This window comes from Clostridium sp., from assembly GCF_036660475.1.
Classification (GTDB): domain Bacteria; phylum Bacillota; class Clostridia; order Clostridiales; family Clostridiaceae; genus Clostridium_J.
The window spans coordinates 185,216-205,834 of record NZ_JAVXAO010000008.1 but is presented as its reverse complement, the minus strand read 5'-3'; the positions used below and the strand labels follow the sequence as shown (position 1 = coordinate 205,834).

At 29.9% G+C, this 20,619-nt stretch carries 13 protein-coding genes; 4 read left to right on the top strand and 9 right to left on the bottom strand.

What is annotated here, in order from left to right:
* Positions 1–188: 188 nt before the first annotated feature.
* The 3 genes from RSA29_RS12530 to RSA29_RS12520 form a co-directional block, all read right to left on the bottom strand.
* Positions 189–1,205, bottom strand: coding sequence for an NAD-dependent epimerase/dehydratase family protein (locus tag RSA29_RS12530; protein ID WP_346941963.1), 1,017 nt, complete (start codon positions 1,203–1,205; stop codon positions 189–191).
* 193 nt (positions 1,206–1,398) lie between these two features.
* Positions 1,399–1,899: a hypothetical protein gene (locus RSA29_RS12525; RefSeq protein WP_346941964.1), complete on the bottom strand. Its 501-nt coding sequence runs from the start codon at positions 1,897–1,899 to the stop codon at positions 1,399–1,401.
* A 71-nt stretch (positions 1,900–1,970) separates the two neighbouring features.
* The gene (locus RSA29_RS12520) at positions 1,971–2,855 is read right to left on the bottom strand and encodes a carboxypeptidase-like regulatory domain-containing protein (RefSeq protein WP_346941965.1); all 885 of its coding nucleotides are present in this window, start codon (positions 2,853–2,855) and stop codon (positions 1,971–1,973) included.
* Positions 2,856–3,037: 182 nt separating this feature from the next.
* Here RSA29_RS12520 and RSA29_RS12515 point away from each other — a divergent pair, with 182 nt between their 5' ends.
* A complete protein-coding gene (locus RSA29_RS12515) occupies positions 3,038–6,406 on the top strand; it encodes a hypothetical protein (RefSeq protein WP_346941966.1) in 3,369 nt (1,122 codons plus the stop codon).
* A 406-nt stretch (positions 6,407–6,812) separates the two neighbouring features.
* On the opposite strand, the gene RSA29_RS12510 is transcribed toward RSA29_RS12515, so the two are convergent.
* The 6 genes from RSA29_RS12510 to RSA29_RS12485 all read right to left on the bottom strand — a co-directional run bounded on the left by RSA29_RS12510 (position 6,813) and on the right by RSA29_RS12485 (position 15,300).
* Positions 6,813–7,478, bottom strand: coding sequence for an ABC transporter ATP-binding protein (locus RSA29_RS12510; RefSeq protein ID WP_346941967.1), 666 nt, complete (start codon positions 7,476–7,478; stop codon positions 6,813–6,815).
* Between the two features lie 6 nt (positions 7,479–7,484).
* Positions 7,485–8,912 carry an ABC transporter permease gene (locus RSA29_RS12505; protein WP_346941968.1) on the bottom strand — a complete coding sequence of 476 codons (1,428 nt, stop codon included), beginning with the start codon at positions 8,910–8,912 and terminating at the stop codon, positions 7,485–7,487.
* 50 nt (positions 8,913–8,962) lie between these two features.
* Entirely contained in the window at positions 8,963–10,090 is a 1,128-nt protein-coding gene (locus RSA29_RS12500) for a HAMP domain-containing sensor histidine kinase (protein ID WP_346941969.1), read from the bottom strand.
* Positions 10,075–10,749, bottom strand: coding sequence for a response regulator transcription factor (locus RSA29_RS12495; protein WP_346941970.1), 675 nt, complete (start codon positions 10,747–10,749; stop codon positions 10,075–10,077). Before RSA29_RS12495 ends, RSA29_RS12500 begins: the two co-directional genes overlap by 16 nt.
* A gap of 280 nt (positions 10,750–11,029) precedes the next feature.
* Positions 11,030–13,807, bottom strand: coding sequence for an immune inhibitor A domain-containing protein (locus RSA29_RS12490; RefSeq protein ID WP_346941971.1), 2,778 nt, complete (start codon positions 13,805–13,807; stop codon positions 11,030–11,032).
* A 320-nt stretch (positions 13,808–14,127) separates the two neighbouring features.
* Positions 14,128–15,300, bottom strand: coding sequence for a MalY/PatB family protein (locus tag RSA29_RS12485; protein WP_346941972.1), 1,173 nt, complete (start codon positions 15,298–15,300; stop codon positions 14,128–14,130).
* A gap of 395 nt (positions 15,301–15,695) precedes the next feature.
* On the opposite strand from RSA29_RS12485, the gene RSA29_RS12480 reads away from it, so the two are divergent.
* The 3 genes from RSA29_RS12480 to RSA29_RS12470 all read left to right on the top strand — a co-directional run bounded on the left by RSA29_RS12480 (position 15,696) and on the right by RSA29_RS12470 (position 20,381).
* Complete coding sequence (locus tag RSA29_RS12480) at positions 15,696–16,847, top strand: double-cubane-cluster-containing anaerobic reductase (RefSeq protein WP_346941973.1); 1,152 nt, start codon at positions 15,696–15,698, stop codon at positions 16,845–16,847.
* A 193-nt stretch (positions 16,848–17,040) separates the two neighbouring features.
* Positions 17,041–17,799 carry an acyl-CoA dehydratase activase gene (locus RSA29_RS12475; RefSeq protein ID WP_346941974.1) on the top strand — a complete coding sequence of 253 codons (759 nt, stop codon included), beginning with the start codon at positions 17,041–17,043 and terminating at the stop codon, positions 17,797–17,799.
* Between the two features lie 413 nt (positions 17,800–18,212).
* The gene (locus tag RSA29_RS12470; RefSeq protein ID WP_346941975.1) at positions 18,213–20,381 is read left to right on the top strand and encodes a helix-turn-helix domain-containing protein; all 2,169 of its coding nucleotides are present in this window, start codon (positions 18,213–18,215) and stop codon (positions 20,379–20,381) included.
* The last annotated feature ends 238 nt before the right edge of the window (positions 20,382–20,619 follow it).

The window sequence follows — 20,619 nt, the reverse complement described above, 5'->3', positions numbered from 1 at the left end:
CCTATAAACTAGACACTTTTTTTATATGTGTCCGGTCTATAGGTACCATTTTAAAGATTATATCTCGATTTCATACCTTTTTATATTTTCACAACTATTACCCTAGCTTAGTGATAATTACTATTTTCTTTCAACCAATCTTAATTTCCATATACCATCCATTATAATTTAATATCCAAAAATTATAATCAGCTTTCTAATAACTTATAAATCTCCTCTTCATTTTCTGTTACATTTTCCTTGATATTAACCATATTCCTATTATCTAAATACCATTTATAGCAATACTTTAGCCCCTCAACCATAGATGTTTCCTCTAAAAAGATTTCATGTATATCACTTACATCTAACACATTATCATAATTAAAGAATGGGAAGAAGTCTCTTTCCCCATACCCTTTATTCTCATAGTAAAAATGCTTCTTAATGGCACTCTTATTTGCGGCTCTTTCACAAAGCTCTATCCATTCATTAAATGTTACAGTTGCACTATTGCCCACGTTATAAACTGATATATTTCCACTTTGTTTCTTTAAAAATACTGATACTATTTTAGCCAAATCTTTAGAATAAATAAATTGAATTTTAGTTTCACCTTCATTTGGAATCAATATAGCTCTTTCATTGATAATATGATGAAAGATAAACCCTTCTCTCGCTGCATAATTATTTTCACCATAAACATATGGAGGTCGAAGTATTACTAACTCTGTATTAGTGTTTTTAAACTTGTCAATTAAGAATTCCTCAGCCTGAATTTTATTTGTTCCATAAGATCCCCAATACCTATTTTCACCCATTTTATCGTCTTCATTAATAGGGATTTTACAGATTCCAATATCATATATAGCACTTGAGCTTATAAATATAAATTTCTCTAACTCCTTATAATTAATAGCTTCATGAAGTATTTCTAACTGAATTTTATCTAACGCGGATACATCTATAACATAATGAAAATTATACTCTCTAAGTGCTTCCTTCATATTTTCTAAATTATTTCTATCACAAACTATATTTGTAATTCTTGTATCTTCTACCTTTCTACTCCCTCTATTTAAGGTATAAATCTTATAATTACTATCCACATTTAATAAATCTTCAACAATTGCTTTTCCTATAAAATAACTTCCACCAAGTATTAAAATATTTTTCATTACTTCCCCTCTACTTTCATAAACTTTATCTAATTCCCAACTCTTCATACTTATTGTACCATTTATTCAAATTTATCCACAAACATTTTCTCTCTATATAAATTATAAACATATACATACTTAATATATTTTTATATGCACGAGCTTAAGATAACACCCTTTAATATAATATTTAGTTTACATAATAAACATAGAAACACCTAAGAACACTGAAATTCTTAGGTGTTTTAAACATAGATTATTATTTTATGGATTTAATTATATAGCAGTCTTTAGGCACATCACAAAAGTTATATCTTCCTCTATAATCTGTATATGTAAACTGTATCGGAAAATATCTCTTTTCACCAATGACCCTATATAAAACTACCACAGCTTTATCAACTGGTTCATTACATTGATTAGTAATATATCCATATACCTTACTATGTTTACAAGGATATAAACATATTTTGCAACTACTATTTTTACATAGGTTGATTACAAATTTTTCTATTTTATATCCTTCCTTATATACTATAACCTTATAGCTGCCTGTTGAAATATTTTTAAATATAGCTCCCCCATCACAATAAGTTAGCTTCTTTATTAAGCACTTTATATTACACGGCTTAATTATTATAATTGCCCCATTAATAGCTTTATTGTGTTCATCGCTTACATTAAATTTTATATTTACTTTCATATTATCTTCATTAAATAATATGAAGATAACTAGAAAAAGAAATATTGCATTATTCATATTTCATACCTTCTACAATTAATTGTATTTATTAAAAGAAAAGCTGATTACTAATCAGCTCTTCTACAGTTTTATGGTATAACCACATCTTCAGTTTGATTAGATTTAACTTTATAACTTCCTTGTGGAACATTTATAAATAGATAAACACCAGATGAATTAGTTTGAGTAAATGCAATTGCAGTAAGTGAAGTATCTAGGTTAACTTTGTATAATACAACATCTGCTGCTACAATAACTTGATTATTATTATCAGTAATTATACCAGAAACAGTACCTCTTGAAGCATTTGGATTTTGATTAAGTGCGATTAATGCAGGAACTATTTGGCCTGAAGTAGTTATACTAACTGTACTAGATGTCCCTATATATCCTAGCGCAGATACCCTTATTGAATAATTCCCTATTGCTAGTCCTCTAAATACGAACTGACCATATTGGTTTGTATAAGTTATTGCTTGAAGAACTTCAGTGGTATCACTATTAACTAGGTATAATGATACTACAGCTCCATTAATTGGTGCAGAATTTGATAAATCTGTTAAATCACCAGCAATTATTCCAAGTTGAGTAGATGGATCACTTGTAAGTGTAAAGTTCTTAGTTATCACTTGCCCTGCTGTAATAGTAAAACTAACACCTTGTTGTAATGCCATTCCTGCCGCAGTCGCAAAAATATTATAACCTGTGCCAGCTGGAAGATTATCTAGGGTATAGGTTCCATCTGCTGCGGTTATAGCGTGAAGAATTGGATTATAATTTGAATCCATGATTTTGATTAAAGCATTAGGAATTGGATTTCCTAATGTGTCTATTACTGTACCTGTAACTTTCCCTGTATTATTTAGCGGTTGAGGAGTTAACTGCAAATCTAACCTAATTTCCTCGCCTACTGTTTGAATTTGTTTTGTTTGAGATTGACCCAATATATAAATATCCTGTTGTATGGTTGACATAATTTTAACCACCTTTATATAGTTTATATCTACATCATATGAATAATAGTATTAAAGTGTTATTCATATTTCACAACTTTAATTTCTTTCTTCTACCCTTATATAAATAATACTAAAGGCCTATCCCAATATAGGTTTTTCTGAATATAATATATTAGAAACTCACTTTATGGAGGTGTAAAATGTATAATCCTTCTAATTTTGTAATCAATCTAAATGCAGGTCAACTAATTAATATTGTAACCGGAGGCACAGCCTCTTTAATATTTAATATAGAAAATAAAGATTTAGTCGATACACTATATAATTTATCCTTTACTTTAACCCTTGGTGATGGAGTTATTTTAATAAATTCTTCAATCCCTTATACTTCAGTTAATGGAAATATTTATTCATTTACTAATATAAAAGATCTTGCTCCAAATGAGATAGATTATAAAGTTACTATAGATATAAAACTAAACACCACAACAAGTAACGGTAATCCGATTCCCTTTGGAACATTAATACCTTGTAGTTTTCAAGCTTCAGCAGATACTATGCCAAGAGGAAATTATGATAATAATAATGAGATAATACAAGCGCTATCCTCATTTTCTTTTAGTGCAAGTAAATATATCATTTATAAAGTAAATCCCCCAGCTCTACTACTCGGCAAATCTTACTCTAGTAAGATAATAATCCAAACTTCTACTACTACCGGTATAACCTTCGATAGTATTAAAGATATATTGGGTAATGGTTTAATCTATTTAGGAAATCTAATTATAACTGGCTACTCTTCATCAGCCCTTAGTAATGTCCAAGTTATAATGCCTAGTGGATCAAATAATAGTTATCAATTGTTATGGAGTAGTATATGGATTCCAGCAAACACCATTGTAACTATTCAGTATGATGTTAAATTTAATGAAAGATATTATATAAACGGTTCTGCTACAGGAGCCTATATAGAAAATGGCTCTTCTATTTCAAACCAATTACTTTGGATTATTGAAGGTATAACTCTATCTTCTAACTACACCTTTATTGCATATGAGATAATATTACAAATAGTATTGTCAAAATATGTTGTTGATATAAATGAGTCATTAATTTACTCTATATATTTTTATGGCAATTTATATCATGATTTATTAAGTCTAAGTGGATATCTAACTACTTCAGATGGACAAATATTAGCTAACAGTAGCACTCCTATGTATGCCTCAAAAAATATTTCTTCGGGTGGAATTACTCAAGTTACTTGGAACGTAGGAAGTGTTGCTGCTGGATCTACTGCTGTTATAACTATAGGCGGTACTATAGCTAGTCAATATCTTAGTAGTGGATTAAATATTTTAGCTGGGGACACCTTAAATATTTCATCAATTTGTAATGCAATAAGTGCCGCAAATAATAAAGTCATAAGTTCTTCTGATTCAGCTATTCTAAGTATAGGAATCCCTTCTGTATCCAAAGTTATTACTGGATATTACTACGCAGATAATACACCTAAATCCTATAATGTTTTAGCTCCAGGAGACCATATAAGTTACAAATCCACTTACAACAGTACTAATGTAAGTGCTCCTGCAAATCAAGTTAAACTTTTCGACTTTTATCCTTATATGACTACTAATATAAATGGAATAAACTATGAATATTCCTCTACCGATTACCCTGGTACAGGCGTTGTTCCCGTTGATCCAAATGGGGTTCTGTGGTTTGTTAATGAAATCCCTGGAAATCAATCCTTTGATATTAATTACAACACCCAAATTGACTATACTAACAACGGTATTGCCTTTCCTTATAATTTATTTAAAATGCAAGTAGTAAATTCAAATGGTATCGCTTATTCCAGTAGAAGTCAGGTTGAATTCACCTTAGGAACTCCAAATTTAATACTAAATAAAACTGTATCACCTAATGATCCCAATAATGTTAGGATAGGTAATATTTACACGCTTTCAGCCACTTTAACTAACGATAACTCAAAAACAAATGTAACCGATGGATTTAATATAACTTTTACTGAATCTCTTCCAAGTGGTGTTACCTTAGATTCACAATCTATTGTAGCTAAGTTAGATGGTATTACAATTCCATCAAGTATCCTTGGAAATTCAATAATAATCAATATTCCTAATTTAGCTCCTGGAAGCATATTTACTCTAACCTATAATATATCTATAAATGACACCTTAGGACCAAATGAAAATTTTATTTTTATAAGTTCTTCAACTGTCCCATACACTCAGGTTTACGATGAAACTAGAACAAACCTTCAATATAATTTAAGTGGCCTAACAGCTCAAGTAATCTTAAGTTCAAAACCTATTTTGCTAACCTTAAGTAGCGATACACCTACAAAAATTGTAGGTGATACTGTTTACTATACCTTAAATATTACAATTCCTATTGGGCAAAAATTGTCATCTTTATACGGTTTAATACTAATACCATCTGCTCAGTCCTATTCTGATAATGCTTGGTTAAATGACACTCCGATAACTGCTACTCTATCAAATAGTAGAGTTATTTTCCCAACGATAAATAATATAGATACTACCACATCTTCAATAACCTACAGCTATAGGATTCAATGTTTAATTTCTAACTCAATTATTTCAACACAAAACCCACTTTACACTTTAGAAACTTATTATGGAAATCTAGGCTATGTAACTATGTTAAATGATTCTAATAATATAGGAGTAAATAATACCTTAGTAATAAATCACCCTCATGTAGATATAAATATCGGATCTTCAAATGTTATGAATGGCTTTGTATCCTCTTATATTATAAATAACACTAATACACTATATACGAAGGTTATGGCATCTAATATAAGTAGTGTTACAGCTAAAAATATTGATTCAACTATTACCCTTCCTAACTATTTAAATTTTAATTCGGTAGTAATTTCTTCAAGTGGAGTTAATTCATCCTACAATAGTCAAACTAAAACATTAACCATGACTGTAAGCACCATTAATTCCTCAGACAGTCAATATTTAATTTTTAAGTCCAACCTTTTATTAGGTGTATACGCAAGTAACACCTTAATTATAAGTGGCAATGTAAATGAATATTTTAATTCCATTTCCACTACAAAAATATACACTTCTGATTTGATTTTTAATAATCAACTATATATAAACAGTCTTCTGAGCTTTTTACCACTAAGTTTTTATGCCTTGGTCGGCAGTAATGCTGCCATTAATTTATCTAGAATTGGGGAACCAACTCAAATCGAATATATCTTAACTAATACGGGTCAAGGTATAGATAGTTATACTATAACACTAACCCCAATAGCTTATGAGTATGATGTTTATATAGGAACGACCTTCATAGAAACCGTTGCCCCTAACTCCTTTACAACTGTAACATCACCTTTACTAACTAATATCAATCCAGGAAACAGTAAATATATAACATTAAAATATACAATTCCTCTAGGTACTCAAGAACCTTTCTACGGAACTACTTTAGTAACAGCAACTTCTCTAAATAATTCGAATACAACTAAATTAATTCCAACAACATTACAAGATCCTTAAATACAAGCCAACTGTATTAAATTAGAGTAAAACCTATGCTAATGGCATTTGTGAAAATCTTACTATACAACTAAAAGCTGATTCTATAAATATAGAATCAGCTTTTTAAATTTATAATTATGATTGATTTGAATTTTCTTATCTATCTATACTAACCTTACGCTAATTTAAACTGCTCTTCATCGTAGCCAGCGAATACTACTAAAACTATAACTTTAATTACCTCAAATACTTTTTTCATAATTTCTACCTACCTTTGTTTATCATATTTAAGTTTAGAACATTTTTGTTTTTACTTATCTCATTGTCCGTTGTTCCAACCCCATGACCTTATTATAAGGCAGATAGTTATATTTACATATTTAAGTTTATTACATTTACATTTCATTTTTGTAATGTAGCTATATTACTTAATAAATATTAGTTGTCCCTTAGAAAGTCCCCATGTCTCATCAGCAAAGCTAGCAACCCTTTTAGAATGAGTTACAATAATTATGCATTTCCCCTCTTTATGGGCCAGCTCCTCTAATATTTTAAGTATTTCATCTTCAGTTTCATTATCTAAATTACCCGTCGGTTCATCAGCTATAATTATATCTGGATTATGGGATAGAGCTCTAGCAATTGCAACTCTTTGCTGTTCTCCCCCTGATAATTTTAGAACCTTTCTTAATGCAGTTTCATGATTTATTCCAACTCTGCTTAATAACTCTAATGCGTAAGTTTTTCTATCAGAGACTTTTACCTCACTAATATCCATTGATAATAATATATTTTCAATGGCTGTTGTATTAGTCAAAAGATTATACCCTTGAAATATAACTCCAATATCCTTTGCTCTATAATTATCCTTGTCTATACTATTTAATGACTTATCATTATATAGTATATCTCCACTTTTATAGTTATCTAGTCCAGAGATTAGTGATAGTAATGTAGTTTTCCCTGCACCTGATTTCCCTACTACTGAATAAATTCTCCCTTTTTCAAAATCTACACTTATATCCTTTAAAATCAACTTTTTGGTGCCTTCATATGAATAGGATACATTTTTTACACTTAGTACTGCCATAATACCCTACCCCCTCTCTGTAAGTATTCTTCTTGGTTCATATTTTGTAATGTAACTTACTCCAACAACACTACTTATTAAAACCATTAATAGTGCAACTCCAGTTACTTGTAATAACGCTTTTTGATTTAATGTTACATCGATTTCAGATATTGTATCTTCCTCTACCTGGCTAGATATAGACCCTACACTAACTGTCATCCCCTGACCTGCCATACCTTGAGTTGTTTTTTGTGCTTCTATTTGTTTTTGTAATAATGAATTTGATACAGGTTGTGATACTGCACTACCAACACCTATTCCAATCACTAAACACATTGTGGTTATTATTAATGACTCTGCTATTAACCCTCTTGCTACTTTACTTTTTTTCATTCCTATAGCACGTAATACTCCAATTTCATATTTTCTTTCTCTTATTGATAATGTATTTAGCAATATCAATATTACTGAACCTAGTCCTAATACCACGAGTACAAACATTAGTGTAGTAGATCCTAATCCTTCTACTGGTGCTACTATTCTGTTATAGCTAAATTCATCAGTAGTCACAGTATATATATCTGGCAATCCCTTAGATCTTATTTCTTTTTCAAAATCCTTAATCATATCAGGATCCTTTAAATAATACTTAGCTTGAACATAAACTTCTCCATTCCCTACTATTCCATCTATGGTTTCAAAGCTAGTTAATATTTCATTTCTTCTGTTCATGAATGCTTGTTTAAACGGCATTCCACCATATTCCTCTGTAGAATCCAAATATATACCTGTTACCTTTAATTTATATGAATCATCCTTTGTTTCCATAACTCTGTTAACTTCTATAAAATCTCCAACTTTAATATTGTTTAGTTCCGAAAATTCTTTACTTACAATGCATTCATCTTTTTCTTTATATATTTCACCATCACTTATTTTTCTCTTACCATTTTTAAATTCTTCTAGTGACTCTAAACTTGAATTGCCGATAACCTTTATTGTTGGTGGAATCATCTCTATTGGTTTTCCATTTTCGCCAATCATTTGACTACTTATCATCATCCCATTATTTCCATTATCAACATCTTCATCAAGTGCTTTTAATGTGTCTGAAATTGCTCCAATATCTGATGAAAATATGCTCTCTTTTAAATATTCAGATTCAGCAAAATCAAAATATTCCTTAGGCTTTATTTGTTCTACAGGACCCATAGACACAAATCCACCTTGCCCTTCTTCTTTATTTTGACTCATTATTTTTTCCATATCTGGTGTTATGGAAACTTCGCTTCCAAACCTATTTTTATAATCTTTTATGATTTCATCTGTTGTTGTATTAATGCTAAAAGCAACTACAGTTGAAGCTATTATCCCTAGTATTATTATTCCTATTAAAGTATTCCTACCTTTGTTTAACCAAATATTTTTCATGGCATTTTTTAAAATATACATTGCAAATCTCCTCCACTTCACTTTCTGTGTCTATAGTATCAAAAGCTATGTTAATCTATTGTTAATGCCTTAAATGCCATATAAAATTTTGCACCTTTCCCACTTTCACTATCTACAAAAGTAATTCCACCACAAAGACTAGTTATTTGATAAACAAGATTAAGACCTATACCATATCCATCTCTCTTTAAATTTTCACCTCTATATTTATAGTTAAATATTTTATCAATAATTTCTTTATCTACCCCATTCCCACTATCTTCAACCCGAATTATAGCACTGCCATTTTTCTTATATGCTTTAACTATAATTTTACTATTATCACCATATTTTATTGCATTTTCTATAAGATTGCATACTGATCTATATATCCAAATTTTTCTTCCTTTTATCATAGGTATTTCATCTTCATCTATTTCAAGTTCTATATTCTCATAAATTTTACGATGCTCATCAACTGCTTCAGCACATACAATTCCCAAATCCACTTCTTCCTCATATTTCACATCTTCTGTTGCATTTAATGCTAAAATATCATCTAAACTCGAACTCATTTTATCAACTAATCCTATTAATTCATCATGTTCTCCAAGTTGTATTTTCGCCCTCATTATTGCTAATATATTCTTCTGCTCATGACTTATATATGAGTTAATACTATTTGCTTCATTCAATAATATTCTTATTTTTTCTGAGGACTTAGCTAGTGAATTTCCTATTCCACTAAGTTCTCCTACAAATATATTTTCATTTATTTCATCTGCATTTCCATTAATTATATTTGGCAGAGATGATGCTATTTTCTCTATAGGGTATATTATTTTTCTACTTATAAATTTAGATATTAATATAGATATAACCATTACAATTGCAAATACCGCTAACATTATTGCAATACCACTCGTAATTATTTTTTCCTTGTAATTTCTTTGCATATCCATACTTGTAATTACCCTTGACGGTAACTCAGATACCTTCGTTGAAACAGCTCCATAAGTTAATCCGAGTCTAATTTCATCTTGACTATATGAAATTAGATAATTACCTACCTTTGTTATCGGTTTATCTAGCTTAGTAATTAAAGCAAATCCTAATATTAGCACTATCATAGTAATAAAAAATGAATATGTTACTAATAATATGTTTAATTTCCCTTTATACGTTAGTCTCTTTCCCATATTTTGTATCCTTTCCCCTTCAATGTTATTAAAACATCTCTTTCAGCTACAATCTTTAGTTTCTTCTTTAAATTAGATATATGTACCCTAAGTACCGAAGAAAAGGGATCAAAAAACTCATCATAAACATGTTCTGCAATATCCTCACTAGAAACAACCTCTGGATGATTATTAGCAATATACTCTAATATATCAAATTCTTTAGCTGACAGCTTCACTTCTTTTGAACCATAATTAACTACTCTAGTTCTCGGATTTATCAGTAGCTCCCCTATCTTTATCTCTGAATTTACTCTTCCATAAAACCTTCTTACAACAGCATGTATTCTTGCTCTTAACTCCATTAAGTCAAAGGGTTTTACAACATAGTCATCAGCACCTAAATCTAAACCCATAGCTCTTTGCTTTATTTCATCTCTAGCTGTAACAATTATCACAGGTATACTTATACGCTTCTCTCTTATCCCCCTTAAAACTTCTAATCCATCCTTATCTGGTAAATTTAAATCTAATAAAATAGTATCATATTCATTAATAAATATTTTTTCTTCGCCTTCTGCTCCTGTATTTGCTATATCAGAACAAAATCCAAATTTCTCTAATCCGCGTTTCACTATGCTAGCTAATTCTTTATCATCTTCTATAATAAGTACCCTCACACTACACCTCTTTACTTCAATCGATTAATTATAATATAATCCATGTTAATCTAATGTTAACCTTATTTCATATATATTATATTGCTGTTGTCTTTATTAAACATATATATTTATTTAAAATATATATGACATCTCGTCTATTCATAAGTTTTTTGTTTATCTATATCTATTTAAGGTATCCATTTACACCTATACCTTTAACTACTAAATTACAAACATATTAGGTGCAATAATAAAAGGTTATCTCAAAATGATAACCCCTTATTACTAATATTGATTTCTATTTGTTTTTTCTTCTCTTTATTAGTGCTACAGCACCCACACCCGATAAAGTTACTCCCCCTAAAATCATAAATCCACTTCCAATCATTACTCCTGCTTGTGGTAGTTTATCTTTATTTCCACCTTCTTTATCTGGATTTATTGTTTCATCTATATTAGGTTCTTCTGGATTTGGTTTTGTTGGTTCCTCTGGATTTGTAGGCTCTTCTGGGTCTGGCTCTACAGTTCCATCCCCTATAGCACTAAAATCTACCCCAAATATTTTTTGTACTTCCTTGTTATAAATAGCTTTAGAATTTCCAAATTTGTCATTAAAAATTACATGACTGATTTGCCAGTCATTACTGTCCACTAAGAATTTTGCATCCCCTACGTATTTACCATCTTCATAGTTTAAAACTACTTGTTGCTTTTCATTATCTTTCCCTACATATTCTACATACGCATTATCTCCATATTGTGTATTTGGAATAATGTATATCTTATCATTTTCTGATTTTATTGCTTTAATTAAATCATTTTGTTGTATTGTGTATTTAGAACCATCATTTCCATTGGCTATATGGACTTTCGCCGTACTTCTATCTCTACTTTCATCTGTTACAAACACTTTCAATCCATAGTTTTTTAATGTTAATCCTGATGGAACTCCTGAGTAATTCCCTGTATAGTCATTACCATCACTAAATATTGGATTCATAAATTGACTATTATCCTTTACAGTATAAGCATCTTCTCCTGAACCACCGTTGATTTCAAGTTTACTTCCAGTTCTCAAGCTAAATGCAGCATCATGCATTTGATAATTCATTTTATCTATACCTGATTTGCCGTTCTTATACTCATATTTTATAGGATTTTGATCTGCATCTACTATCCCTACACAAACTTCCCCTGGATGATTACTTGTATTTTGATCTGGTTTAAATCCATTATACTTTTGATTTATATACCATATTATTAAACCCGGATCATATTCTAAACCCGGCCTTCCAATATTAATATTTTTCAACCCTTGGTCAACTAATGTACCAGCTCCACTGTTTCTCCATTCTAGCATATAATAATGGTCATATACTTCTATTCCATTGCTTTGTTTAAATCCATCTAAATTAAATTTAGTAGTGCCTTCTGCATTGTCTACAAATATTTTTTTATCACTATCTAATATTTTTATTTCATCAAAATATATTCCTTCTTCTGAAGTATTTGAATCTGACTTAAATCTAAATCTTATGTCTATTTTTTTATCTATAAATTCACTTAAATTAAAAGAAGCATTAAGCCACTGGCCTCCTGAAGTACTAGTTATACCCCAACCTGGGTTTCTCTGCTTAATACTATCCGGATCATTTTCAACTATCCATGGATCTACTTTATCTGTAGTTAATCCAGTTTCATCTTGTATTGTTTTCCACTCACTTGTCCCGACTTCTTTTACTTGAATAGATGCAAAATCAAAACCTGGATCTATACTATACCATGTTTTAAATGTTAATTTTGGTGAAATTGTACCTGCTAATTCTATCGATTCTTTTGAAGTCATATAATTTTCTAAGTAATCCCCTTTACTACTAAAATAGCAAATTTCGCCTTCTGATGGAGTTACTATTTTCGCTCCTTCTGCTTGTGGTAATTTTATTTTTATAGCATCATTATTTTGCCCTTTTAATGTAGCTTGGTCTAGAACTATATCAATACCTTTTTCATCAATATTTTGCAAATCAAGAATTTTGGAATTTTGCCAATTAGCTGTTCTTCCCCTTTCTTTAGAATCTTGTTGTAAAAACTCCTTACCCCAAGCTCCATAACTTACTGGTTGAGACCCTCTAGGATTCCCAGTATAACTCCCACCCATAATAGACCAATTCTCTACTGGTGGTTTTGAAGTTCCATCAGTACCATATAAGTCCGGAAGTCCTAGAACATGTCCAAATTCATGGTTGAAAAGATCTACTGGCAAATCCTGTTCAAATATTGTGAAATCTTCCATTTTAAATTTTTTTCCACTTTTATCTATTACTTCTGGATTCTTTTCTACCAGCTTTGCTCTTTGTTCTACTGAAAGTTTAGTCATATCTTCTCCAAAAACATTAAACCCCCATCTAAAAGGCCATATAGCATCCTCACCAAGTGATCCTCCACCCCATTCTTCACCTAATCCTGGATGAAGAACTACTAAACTATCTATAATTCCATCAGGTTCATTATAATTTTTATCACCATCTAAATCCCACTTATCTTCTATATCAAACTCAGATAATTCTAAGTCTTTTGATGCTTTCTCAATGGCTTCTTTCACTAAATTTCTAGCTCGTGGTTGATCACTGCCATCTTTATTAGATCCATATTCAGCTGCATTATTATCTGCTGTGTACCATCCCATAACTTTTCCTTCTAACTCATAAGCTCCACCAGACTCCTCTTTAAAGAACTTGTTTACTGTTATGTGCTCCCCTCCATCAGACGTTTTATAGGTATCATCTCCAAAAAATAATTCCTCATAAAACTCAGCAGTAGTCTCTGCCCCTGAAAAAGCATTAATCCTCCAATCTTCCCTAGCATCCAACTCAGTATACTTATAATCTGGAAAATCGATTAAAATAACTAATGGTTTTGCTGTGAATTTTTCACTACTATACCCCCTTTTCTGAATAGTTGATAGCGGATTATTAAATCCCCCATCTGTATCTGAATAAACAGATACTGCTGAACCAATTACACCCAACATAATAGAACCTGATAACGCTAAGCTTAGAAGTTTTTTGTTTTTCATATTCATCCCTCCCAATATAATAAATGCTCTATTCTAGAAATATCCCCCGGCATACAATTTCAAACAATAGAATTAATTTTAATACCTTCTATCATTTTTCAGAATATTTCACTAAAATAGATTATATACCATATTTGTAATTTTTTGAATACTTTTTATATATTTTGTGAATTTTTTTATAACTTTTTTATTTTGCATATAATTATCAACCAACTATATTCACCTTCATGAAATTTGAGAACTGTAATAAATAATAGCTTTAAAGCATTTATAATTATATAAAAAACCTTGGTGTTAACTTAACTCCAAGGCTTTGATAATTAGATATTATTTACTTCTCTCTCAATTCTTTTAAGGGCATCTGTCAATACTTCTCTACTTGTTGCTATATTCATTCTTTGAAACATGTCACCAGCCTGTCCGAACATGCTACCTTCATTTAACCATACCTTGCACTTTTTAAGAAAGAAATTTTTCAGTTCTTCTTTTGACATGCCTAAGTCTGTACAGTCAAGCCATAATAAATATGTTCCTTCTGGTCTTTGGATCTTTATTTTAGGAATTCTTTTTTCAATAAATTCTATAGTATAATCAATATTACTTTCCACATACTCCATCATCTCTTGATACCATTCTTCTCCCTTTGAATAGGCTGCTTCTTGTGCTATAGCACCGAGAATTGTTGGTCCTTCTACACAATCCCTATCCATCTGAATAACATACTTATCTCTTAATTTCTCATTCTTTATAATTATATTGGCAGTTTTAAACCCTGCAATATTAAAGGTTTTGTTTGGTGCGGTACAGATGATTGAATGCTGTGCAAACTCTTCACTAATTTTAGCAAAAACAGTATGTGTATTTGGTTTAAATACTATGTCAGCATGAATTTCATCTACTACTATTAATATATTATTTTTTATACATATTTCCCCAACTTTTATTAACTCTTCTTTTGTCCATACTCTCCCTACCGGATTATGAGGACTACAAATTATCATCATTTTAGATTTTTTAGTTATTACTTTTTCTAAGTTTTCAAAATCCATTTCATATCTACCATCATTACAAATAAGTGGGTTTTCTACAACTTGACACCCTTTATTTTTAATTATTTTGTAGAATGGATGATACACTGGAGTTTGAATTATAACTTCATCTCCAGGTTGTGTAAAAGCTGCAACTAGACTATTTAAACCTGGTACAACTCCCTCTGCAAATTTTATCCAATTCTTCTCTACATTCCAATCAAACCTTTTTTCAAACCAATCCATAGCGGCTTTGTAATATGAAGGTTGTATACGTGAATATCCAAAAACAGGATGCTGTAATCTATTTGTTATTGCCATTGCTATTTCCTCTGGCACTTTAAAATCCATATCAGCAACCCATAAAGGTAAAATTTCACTATCACCATGGGTTCTCTCTATTAGTCCCCATTTTAAAGAATCACTATTTATTCTATTCACCTTTTCATCAAAATTGTATTTCATAAACTTTCCCCCTATTTTTTTAAATCATTTTTCGTAATTTTTCTGCAACTTCTACTGCTAGTAATCTTATAGCTATTTAAAAACAATTTAATCTCTATTAATCTAACTATATATAAGTTCTATTTCCTAATAATATAATTTAACTGAAAACTCCTTTAATCTTCATTAAATTACATACTTATACTAATATTATATATTTTCCATTATCATATATCACTACTTTACAGTAAAAATATAATTATATTTCTAATTTTTTATATAAGTTCTATGTATCAGATTTATCAATAGGTATAACACCATATATAAAATATCACTATAGTTCATAATATTTTCTAAATTCTGTGTATAATCTTATATAGAAAGACTTGATAAAATAATTTGATAGGAGAATTAATATGGATATAAAAAAAGATTTACCTATAATATTTGACGAATTTGCAGAGGCACGAAGAAATTCCTTCATAAAGGTAAAGGAATTAAAGGATAATAACATACCTGTCATTGGAGTATTTTGTACATATATGCCACAAGAACTTCCCCTTGCAATGGGTGCTACTGTTGTATCCCTTTGCTCAACTTCTGATGAGACTATTTCTGAAGCTGAGAAGGACTTGCCACGTAACTTATGTCCTCTTATAAAATCAAGCTATGGTTTTGCTAAAACGGATAAATGCCCATTCTTCTATTTCTCTGATCTAGTAGTTGGTGAGACAACCTGTGATGGGAAAAAGAAAATGTATGAATATTTAAGTGAGTTTAAACCTGTTCACGTTATGGAGCTTCCGAATTCACAAAGTGAAGAAGGCTTAAAACTTTGGAAAAGTGAAGTTATAAAGTTCAAGGGAGTTCTTGAAGAAAAATTTGAAACTACTATAACTGATGATAAAGTTAAAGAAGCTATCAAGATTAAAAATGAAGAAAGAAAGGCCCTTAAAGCTTTCTATGAACTTGGAAAATTAGATCCACCTCCAATGTTGGGACAAGATATGTTTAAAGTACTTTATGGAGCTACTTTTAAATTTGATAAAACTGAAATTCCAAATGAAATTTACTCATTAATAGAAAAAATTAAGGGTGAATATGAAATTGAGAAGAAATACGATAAAAAACCTCGTATACTTATAACTGGATGCCCAATTGGTGGTGCAACTGAAAAAGTTATAAAAGCTATTGAGGATAATGGTGCTAACGTAGTTGCTTTTGAAAACTGCAGTGGTGCAAAAGCTATAGATGAATTAGTTGATGAAAACAATCCTGATATATACGATGCAATTGCTCGTAAATATTTAAACATCGGATGCTCTTGTATGACTCCAAACCCTAATCGTCTTACTCTACTTGATAAAATGATAGATGAATATAAGATTGATGCTGTTGTAGATGTAGTTCTTCAAGCATGTCATACCTATGCAGTGGAGACTCTTCAAATAAAAAGATTTACAAACACTAAAAAAAGCATTCCTTATATTAGTATAGAAACTGACTATTCAACAGCTGATATTGGACAACTTAATACAAGAATGGCTGCTTTTGTAGAGATGCTTTAAGCCACTTGAAAATGGACAACAAATTAAAGGTGCTAACTTATTTATTTTTGGGGGATTCCTAAACTATAATTATTAAATTATATTCATTAACATAATCGGGATGTCTAAAATTAACCATATTCTAAACTGGCATTAAAATTCCGTAATCATTATTTGAATATTTTTAAGCACTATAACTTACAGGAGGAAAACTATGTTTTATATAGGTATAGATATAGGTTCAACTGCAGCTAAGGTTGCAATCTTTCATGATGATAATATTATAGATACTTTTACACTTCCAACTGGGTGGAGTAGTTTAGAAACTGCTAAATCCATTGAAAAAATCTTGGAAGAAAGAAGTATCTGCAAAGAAAATAGAAGAGTAATTGCAACTGGATATGGTAGAGTATCTGTACCCTATGCAGATAAATCTCTTACTGAGATTACTTGCCATGGTAAGGGTGCTGCTTATATATATGAAAATAATTGCACTGTAATTGATATTGGTGGGCAAGATACTAAAGTTATAACCGTAGAAAATGGACAAATAACTAACTTTACTATGAATGATAAATGCTCTGCTGGTACAGGTCGCTTCATGGAAATAATGGCAAATACCTTAGGTGTTGATATAAATGAATTATGCAATTTAGCTACAAATGGTAAAGATGCAACTATTAGTTCAATGTGTACTGTGTTTGCTGAATCAGAGGTTATAAGTTTAATTGGTAGTGGAAGAAAAAAAGATGACATCGCCTTTGCTATTGTAGATTCTATTATTAGTAAAGTTTCTACTATCTGTGGAAAACACTCTGTATCACAAAACTATTTTTTAACAGGTGGCCTTTGTAACTGTAAATATATTATAGATAGTCTATCTGAAAAATTAGGTGCTCCAGTTAAGTCAAAGGATAATGCAAGATTTGCTGGTGCCATCGGAGCTGGGCTTCTAGCTATGAAGCTTAAGTAATTTATATACCTAATTTATTAATAATTGCTTGTAACATATTTATCTCATAAATAATGAGGCTATCTCAGGGTTTTCCTTGTGATAGCCTCATTGAACATATTCAAAAATAAACAAGTCAGTACATTTTAATATTTGACTTGTTATTTATTTTCTCATGCCTTACTTTAATTTTCACGGTTCAGTAAGTTATTACCCATTTCTTGCATTAATTTTAATAGCCTCACAATCTATTCAGTAATTTTCATGCTAGCTTCATCTCCTTTTCATTGTAGGTTCAATTTATACCATTAAAACTTACATTCCCAGTGATAATCCACTGTTTACACTTTAATAACTAGCAATTTTTTTCTAAATAGTGCTATAATACTAATAATATTGAAACACACCATTAGAAATTTTAAGGAGATATTACAATGCATAAACAATATGTTAATTACTCAGCAAATATGCCTGTGTCCATAACCTATGAAACTATTAAGAATTACCCTATTCACTGGCATTATTGTATTGAGATTTTATATGTAATAAAGGGTACTATTAACCTTTATATAAATACTGAAAAATATGTTATAAATGAAAATCAAATTGAGATTATTAATATCGATGAAGTTCACAGTATCGAAAGTGATGATCCTGATAATAAGGTTATTATCTTCCAGATAGACCCCTACTTCTTTCAAAAGTATTATGCCGACATAGAAAATATGTTTTTTTATACTAAATCAATAGCTGAAGATTCCCAATATGGGGAAGAATATGAGGATCTTAGAATATTTCTATCCCAAATACTATGTGAAACCGTTCAGAAGCAAGATAATTATGATGAAGAAATTGAATCAATTTTAGTAAAATTACTTTATCATTTAATAAATAATTTTAATTATTTAATTTATCAAAAGGAAGAGCTTAAAGATAATAAAGATCAACTTCAAAGGTATCACAGCATTTCAAAATATATTTATAATAACTATCAGAGCAATATAACTTTGAAGGATATATCTAGCAATGAATACCTTAGTACCCATTATTTATCCCGTGAAATAAAATATGCTACTGGATATTCATTTACAGATTTTCTAAACTTGATAAGGGTTGAAGAATCGATAAAACTGATTTTAGATACAGATATGACACTATCTGAGATTTCCGAAGAGATTGGGTTTTCTCATACTAGATACTTTAATAAACATTTCAAGATTCACTATAAACTTACACCTCTTCAATTTAGAAAAAAATATAAAGCTACATCTCAGGAATTAGATAGGGCTACAAAGTTTGAAGTTTTCCACCTAAATGATAGTATCGAATCCTTGATATATTATTTGGAGGACTACGATAGATTTAATTATGAAGATAAAATTCACCAGCTTAACTTCGACATGGAGAATTTCATTGGATCCTTCAATAAAGATTTTAAAAAAACTATCACCATTGGAGATGCCTTTGATTTATTAATTGAAGATAACAAAGATACTCTAGAAGAACTTCAAGGAGAAATGGATTATGAATTCGGAAGAATCCTAAATCTTTTCAGCACAGATATGGCAATATTCCCTGGTTCAAAGTTTCACAACTGGAATAGAGCAAAAGATGTTCTTGAATTTATAGAATTTCTTGATATAACACCTATCATTGTTTTAGACTTAAATAATCAAAGCTTAAATAATGATGAAAATATTAATTCTTCAGTGATAAATATTAATAATCCTAACGGTAGCAATAGCTTATTTGAAAATATAAATACTATATACGAAGACTTTAAAAATATTCTTACTTCCTTCATGGAATACTTTAATGCTATTGAAACTCTTAACTATAAAAACTTTAAGTTTCAATTTGCTTCCAACTTTCCAATGGATTTTAAAGAAGATATTATAATTATTCTAGAAAATGATAATCTTGAAGTTCTAGACGATGTCTTTGCCATAAATAATGAAATAAACAACATATATGATACTGCATATATGGTTCCTTACATTATAGATAATGTAGTTAACACCCAAGGTGATTTAAGTTTTATAAGAGCCTTTGACGTTCTCGATAAACAGGTAAATATAACTAATGAACTATTCTTTGGTTATCCTGGATTAATAAATGATAAGGGAATAAAAAAACCCTCCTTCTATGCTTATTCCCTTCTTAATAAATTAGGAGATACCTTGGTAACTAAAGATGATGGCTATGTGGTAACTAAAAGCGATAACCAATATCAAATTTTACTTTATACACACCACGATAATATTAGTGATTTGATATCTACAAGTAGCTTTTCAAAGCTTAGAGGTCTTAAAAATGCTACCTCTAAAAAATTATCCCTAAACATTACTAATATTCATTCTGATATAAATGTAACTACTTATAAAATCAATGAAAAGATAGGTTCTTCCTATAATTATTGGATTGATATGGGTAGACCTACTAGACTTAATAAAGAGGAAAATGGCATCCTTCATAAAGCTTCCTATCCTGAAATTAAATTTAAGTACTCTAAGAAAAGTACTGTAATAAATATTTTAACTACCCTTAAAACCTATGGAGCCATATTAATTTTAATAAATGAGGTACAAAAACCTCGTAAATAGTTATGAAAATTTGTAGGTTCCACTAAAAATGCTTAAAACTAAGTACAAAAACATCTTATTTAAGGTGCTTTTGTGCTTTTTTACTTATTTTTAAAATTGTTAACTTGGTGGATTAGTACTTTTTGCTGGGCACTTAAGTGAATGTCTGACGATGCTTTTTAGCATATAATAATATTATAGAAAAAATTTTATAATACACTTTTAATAAACTTATATCTATTTTAAAAATATAAATTTA